This is a genomic window from Microbacterium sp. UBA3394, assembly GCF_002358725.1.
GTDB classification, from domain to species: domain Bacteria; phylum Actinomycetota; class Actinomycetes; order Actinomycetales; family Microbacteriaceae; genus Microbacterium; species Microbacterium luteum.
The window spans coordinates 1-6,121 of the sequence record NZ_DEPK01000001.1 but is presented as its reverse complement, the minus strand read 5'-3'; the positions used below and the strand labels follow the sequence as shown (position 1 = coordinate 6,121).

The 6,121-nt window shown below is 70.2% G+C and carries 3 protein-coding genes; 2 read left to right on the top strand and 1 reads right to left on the bottom strand.

The window, feature by feature from the left end; genetic code table 11:
- Positions 1 to 2,547, top strand: a 2,547-nt coding sequence (locus B4E30_RS00015; RefSeq protein WP_286792963.1) for an efflux RND transporter permease subunit, incomplete at its 5' end; no start/stop codon positions are given.
- 75 nt (positions 2,548 to 2,622) lie between these two features.
- Here the strand turns inward: B4E30_RS00015 and B4E30_RS00010 are convergent.
- Positions 2,623 to 3,660: a DUF998 domain-containing protein gene (locus tag B4E30_RS00010; RefSeq protein ID WP_286792962.1), complete on the bottom strand. Its 1,038-nt coding sequence runs from the start codon at positions 3,658 to 3,660 to the stop codon at positions 2,623 to 2,625.
- Between the two features lie 281 nt (positions 3,661 to 3,941).
- Between B4E30_RS00010 and B4E30_RS00005 the strand changes: the two genes are divergently transcribed.
- Positions 3,942 to 5,981 carry a DEAD/DEAH box helicase gene (locus B4E30_RS00005; protein ID WP_286792964.1) on the top strand — a complete coding sequence of 680 codons (2,040 nt, stop codon included), beginning with the start codon at positions 3,942 to 3,944 and terminating at the stop codon, positions 5,979 to 5,981.
- Positions 5,982 to 6,121 lie beyond the last annotated feature (140 nt).

The following is a 6,121-nucleotide window of genomic DNA, read 5'->3' as shown; positions in this document are numbered from 1 at the left end:
GAGGGGATGCTGGGCCTCGTCTTCGCGGTGCTCGTCATCCTGGTCTTCCTGCTGTCGGTGCGCTCGACTCTCGTCACCGCGATCTCGATCCCGACGAGCGTGCTCATCACCTTCATCGGCATCCAGACCTTCGGCTACTCGCTGAACATCCTCACCCTCGGCGCCCTCACCATCTCGATCGGGCGCGTCGTGGACGACTCGATCGTGGTCATCGAGAACATCAAGCGCCACTACGTCGGCGACGCCGACAAGAAGTCGTCGATCCTGCTGGCCGTGCGCGAGGTCGCATCGGCGATCACGTCGTCGACGATCACCACGGTCGCGGTGTTCCTGCCGATCGCGTTCGTCGGCGACATCACCGGGGAGCTGTTCCGCCCCTTCGCGCTGACGGTCACGATCGCCATGCTGGCCTCGCTCCTGGTCGCCCTCACGATCGTGCCGGTGCTGGCGTACTGGTTCCTCAAGCCCGGCAAGCCGGTGCTCGACGAGCAGGGCCGGGCGATCGATCCCGAAGATCCTGCGGCTCCGCCGACCCGCTTGCAGAAGGGCTACCTGCCGGTCCTGCGCTGGACGCTGCGCCACTCGTGGGTGACGCTGACCCTCGCGGCGCTCGTGCTGGGAGGAACGGTCGCGGCCGCCCCGTTCATGAAGACGAACTTCCTCGGGGACTCGGGCCAGAACACCTTCACGATCAGCCAGACGATCGGTGCGGCCCCGAGCCTCGAGGCCGAGGCGGCCGCCGCCGAGCAGGTCGAGGACGCCCTCGCCGACATCGACGGCATCGACACCGTGCAGGTCTCGATCGGCACGACCGGTTCGTCGCTGAACGACGCGTTCTCCGGGGGCGGCGCTGGCATCACCTACTCGGTCACCACCGACGAGGACGCCGACCAGGTGGCTCTCCGCGAAGAGGTCACCGACGCGGTGGGAGACCTCACGGATGCCGGCGACATCGTCGTGTCCGCAGCCGGCGGTGGGGGGTTCGGCTCGAGCGACATCGAGATCGACGTCACCGCCCCCGATTCCGCGACGCTTCAGGAGGCGACCGACGACGTCGTCGCCGCGACCACCGATCTCGACGGCATCAGCCAGGTGGCCAGCAACCTGTCGGCGTCGCTGCCCTACATCGCCGTGGTGGTCGATCGGGATGCGGCCGCCGAGAGCGGCCTGTCGGAGGTCGCCGTGGGCGCCCTGGTGTCCAACACCATGCAGCCGCAGTCGATCGGCTCGATCGAGATCGATGACACCGCGGTCACCGTCTACCTCGATGCCCCCGACCCGCCCGCGACCCTCGAGGAGCTGCGCGACCTGCAGGTTCCGACCGCGACCGGGCCGATCGCGCTCGAGGAGATCGCGTCGGTCGAGCAGACCGAGGGTCCGACCTCGATCACCACCGAGCGCGGGCAGCGCACGGCGACCGTCACGGTCACACCGTCGACGGACGACCTCACGGCGGCGACGGCCACCGTGACCACCGCGCTGGACGACCTCGAACTGCCGCAGGGCGCCGACGCCGAGCTCGGCGGCGTCGTCACCCAGCAGACCGACGCCTTCGCGCAGCTCGGTCTCGCACTGCTTGCGGCGATCCTGATCGTCTACATCGTCATGGTCGCGACCTTCAAGTCGCTGCGGCAGCCGCTGCTGCTGCTGGTGTCGGTGCCGTTCTCGGCCACCGGCGCGATCCTGCTGCAGATCGCCACCGGCGTGCCGCTGGGCGTCTCGTCGCTGATCGGCGTGCTGATGCTCATCGGAATCGTCGTCACCAACGCGATCGTGCTCGTCGACCTGGTGAATCAGTACCGCGAGAAGGGGTTGTCGGCGCATGACGCCACCGTCGCGGGCGGCGCGCGACGCCTGCGCCCCATCCTCATGACGGCGCTGGCGACCATCTTCGCGCTCACGCCGATGGCGCTCGGCATCACCGGACACGGCGGCTTCATCTCGCAGCCGCTCGCGATCGTCGTGATCGGCGGTCTCGTCTCGTCGACGGTGCTCACCCTGCTCGTGCTCCCGACCCTCTACAACCTCGTCGAAGGCGCGAAGGAGCGGCGCCTGGCCCGTCGCGCGGCGAAGGCCGGTTCGACGGATGCCGCCGACCGCGATGCCGAACCCGCTCTCGTGGGCGCCGGCCCCGGCGCGGCCGACGGCGTCTTCGAGACGCGTCGCGAGCGTCGCGAGCGTCACGCTGTGGCCGCGACCGCGTCGGAGGTCGCCGAGGTGGATGTGCCGATGATCGAAGAGGCGCCCGATGTCGAGACGCCGGCCGATGCGCCGGCCCCGGCGGCCGCGGCCGACGCGGCCGACCCGACGTTCGCGGACGCGCTCGATGATGCGGCTCCGGCCGTGCCTGCGGAGACGTCCGACGACGTGCCGCCCGTCGAGCAGGCGCCCGATGTCGAGGTGCCCTCCGATGCGCCCGCCCCAGAGGCCGCAGCGGACGACTCCGGTGACGATCGGGCCGAGGCGGCCGAACCGGAGGACGAGCTCGAGCCCTCGGCGGGCGATGAGGGCGGCGAGGAGTCAGCCGACGGCGATCGCCGCGACTGAGGGCTGATCGCTCACCGCGACGGCGGGATCGATGACCGCGACGGCGGTTCGATCACCACGAGGAACGGTGGGCGATCACGCCGCCAGCGTGATCGCGTCGTCGTCGTCACGCAACCGGATCGTGCGACGAAGCGGGATCGTGACTCGTGCCGCGCGTTCGGTCGCGGTCGGGCGGCGGTGGGCGGTCGGTCCGGTCGTCGGGATCCGCTGGGCGATGCGGCCGGCGCGCGGAGCACGGACGGCGGGGCGGGTGACGCCGACGGGGTCGGCGAGCTGGCTGCGTTCCGACTCCGTCGTGCGCGCGGTGATCGGGCTGCGGCGGGCGGGGCGCACGGCGCGAGCGAGACGGTGACGACGGCGCGGCTGCACGACGCGGGTGGCGGGCACCTCGGACACGGCGGCGGTCTCCGGCTCCGCCTCGACGTGTTCCGTAGCGACGGCGTCAGTCAGTTCGGCCTGCGTACGCAGGACGCGCGGGAGTGAGACGAGCCAGCATCCGACGACCGAGAAGGCGGTGAACTCGAACAGCGCGAGCGTGATGAATCCGGCGGTGAGCACGACGATGCCGGTGGCCAGCACGATCACGAACACGAGCGTGAAGCGGCGGAACACGCGAGGCAGACCGGGCAGGCCGAGGCTCCACGCGACGAGGGAGAGGAAGGACAGGCCGAGGGTGGAGGCGGCGAGGTCGTGCATGACCACGCTGACCGGAATCGGGATGAGACCCACGACCGTCATCGCCAGGCCGGCGGTGATGAGCGACCCGCGCAGTCCGCGGCGCGTGTGGCGGCCGGTGGTGGCGGGCAGGGTCATACCGATCACGACACCGTAGACGGCGAGGAGTGAGCCCGAGACGATTACGGTGGTGTTGAAGGTGCGCGCGGAGAAATCGCCGACCGTACCCAGCTGCGAGAAGTGCAGCGTCCACCAGGTGGTTTCCTTGGTGGTGAGGATCGCCGTCACGACACCGATCGCGAGAACTGCCATCGCCATGCTCCCGAAACGGTGAGCAGAGTGAAGGCGCGCCCGAGACGTCATCGTTTCGGCGAGCGTCGGTGAGACGGGTTTGAGTCGTTCCGGCGCGTCGAAGGCGGCGAGGGCGGCAGAGGTCATGAGACAACATTATTGAAATGCCTGCGCGGAAATGTACGTCTTGCGCTAATTCCATGTTATGAATTCGTGTCCTGGTGGCTCCCAGGTATCTCCCGGTAGTGTTGATCGGTCGGCTCTGGACACTGCGATGATCTGTTCGCGGGCGGTGTGTGAAGTCCTTGGGGCCGATGATGGGCGCCGACCCGGCGTGCATGACCATCATCGAAATGGCCCCGGTTGACCGGGTGATCCGTCATGAGCGGAAGCTGTTTCTCGTGCGATCACTGGCGAAAGGCATCACCATGCCCAAGAACAAGAAACCGCAGGGCGGACGCCCCGCGAAGAACTTCGAACCCCGATACGGCGCGAAGACCTCCTACCAGGACCGCAAGCGTCGTCCCGGCGAGTCCTCTTCGGGCACGACGGGCAGCCGGAGCCCCGGTCACCGCGGCTACCGCGCGGCGGAGGAGGGCTCGACCCCCAAGCGTCGTTGGACCGCTCAGGAGAGGGTCGCCCGAGATGAAGCCCGCGGCATACGCAGCCGTGCCGGGAATGATCGACCCTCGCGTGAGGATCGCCCGCGCCGTGACGACCGTGCCGGTGGGTACCGCGAGGACCGCCCGCGCCGTGACGACCGTGCCGGTGGCTACGACCGACGGAACCGCGACGACCGCTCCGGCGGCTACGAGCGCCGTGACGAGCGTGCGGGCGGCTACGGCCGTGACGAGCGTGCCGGTGGCTACGGCCGTGACGGCGGGTACGACCGTTCGCGCCGCGATGACCGCTCCGGCGGGTACGACCGTCGACAGCAGGGCGACCGATCCGAGCGTCTGCGCCGCGACGACCGCGCCGGTGGGTATCGCGGCGATCGCACCCGCCGTGATGATCGCGCCGGGGGGTACGACCGTCCGCGCCAGGACGACCGGCGGTACGACCGTCCGCGTCAGAGCGACCGCGATGAGCGCCCGCGCCGGGACGACCGTGACGACCGCGCCTTCGAGCGTCCGCGCCGTGACGACCGCCCGCGTCGGGACGACCGGGGGTACGACCGCCCGCGCCGGGAGGCGGCACCGTCGCGCGACACGGCGCGCGATGCTCATGTCGACGTCGTGCACGAGCGGCTGCAGGCCGAAGCGATCCAGGCCGACAACATCGCCGACGCGACGTTCGCCGATCTCGGTCTCGGCCAGAACATCGTCACGCGACTGACCGAACTCGGCGCCGAGAAGCCCTTCCCCATCCAGGCCGCCACGGTTGCCCCGATCCTCGAGGGTCGCGACGTGCTCGCGCGCGGCCGCACCGGTTCGGGCAAGACGATCGCCTTCGGCGCTCCGCTCGTGGAGTCGGTGCTGCGCTCGCAGGCGGGCACCCGGCGTGAATTCGGTCGCGCGCCGAAGGCACTCATCATGGCTCCGACGCGCGAACTCGCGTTGCAGATCGACCGCACGGTGCAGACGCTCGCGCGGAGCGTGGGCCTGTTCACCACGCAGATCTACGGCGGCGTCCCGCAGGCGCGTCAGGTCGGTGCGCTGAAGAAGGGCGTCGACATCGTCATCGGCACCCCGGGCCGCATCGAGGATCTCGAGCGCCAGGGCAAGCTCGACCTGTCCCAGGTGCAGATCGCGGTCCTCGACGAGGCCGATCACATGTGCGAGCTGGGATTCCTGGAGCCGGTGCAGCGCATCCTGCGTCTGACGGCGGACGACAGTCAGAAGCTTCTGTTCAGCGCCACGCTCGACCGCGAGGTCGCCGCCCTGGTCGACGAGTTCCTGGTGGAGCCCGCCGTCTACGAGGTCGCGGGCGAAGATCAGGACTCGGGCACGATCGACCACCGCGTGCTGGTCGTCGACCACCGTGACAAGGCCGAGATCCTGCGCTCGCTCGTCGACCGCGAGGGCAAGACGCTGGTGTTCGCCCGCACGCGCGCCTACACCGAGATGCTCGCCGAGCAGTTCGAAGACGCGGGCATCGCCGCGCTCGCACTGCACGGCGACCTCAACCAGTCCAAGCGCACGCGGAACCTCGAGAAGCTCACCTCGGGTCGTGTGAAGGTGCTGGTGGCGACCGACGTCGCCGCGCGCGGCATCCACGTCGACGACATCGACCTCGTCGTGCAGGCCGACGCTCCCGACGAGTACAAGACGTACCTGCACCGCTCGGGCCGCACCGGCCGTGCCGGCCGCGAGGGAAGGGTGGTCACGCTCGTGACCCGTCAGCGTCGCCGTCGGATGACGGAGCTGCTCGACCGTGCCGAGATCGAGGCGCCGTTCGAGGACGTGCGTCCCGACGACGACCTGCTCGAGGAGATCTCGGGCCGTCAGGCCGCAGACGTCGCCAGCTGATCCGCGACGCGGGCGACCCCGCGCGGGCGGGTCGCCCGCGTCAGAAGAGCATCGCGGGGGCGTCGGGGGCCGTGCGGCGCGCGGCCACGCGCCCCCGTGAGGTGACGACGATCGGGGGAGGCGATGCGGCCAGGCCGGGC

What these genes read in the sequence shown, in the direction of transcription:
- B4E30_RS00005 (WP_286792964.1), top strand. Translation starts at nt 3,942, where the DNA reads ATGCCCAAGAACAAGAAACCGCAGGGCGGACGCCCCGCGAAGAACTTC.
- B4E30_RS00010 (WP_286792962.1), bottom strand. Translation starts at nt 3,660, where the DNA reads ATGACCTCTGCCGCCCTCGCCGCCTTCGACGCGCCGGAACGACTCAAA.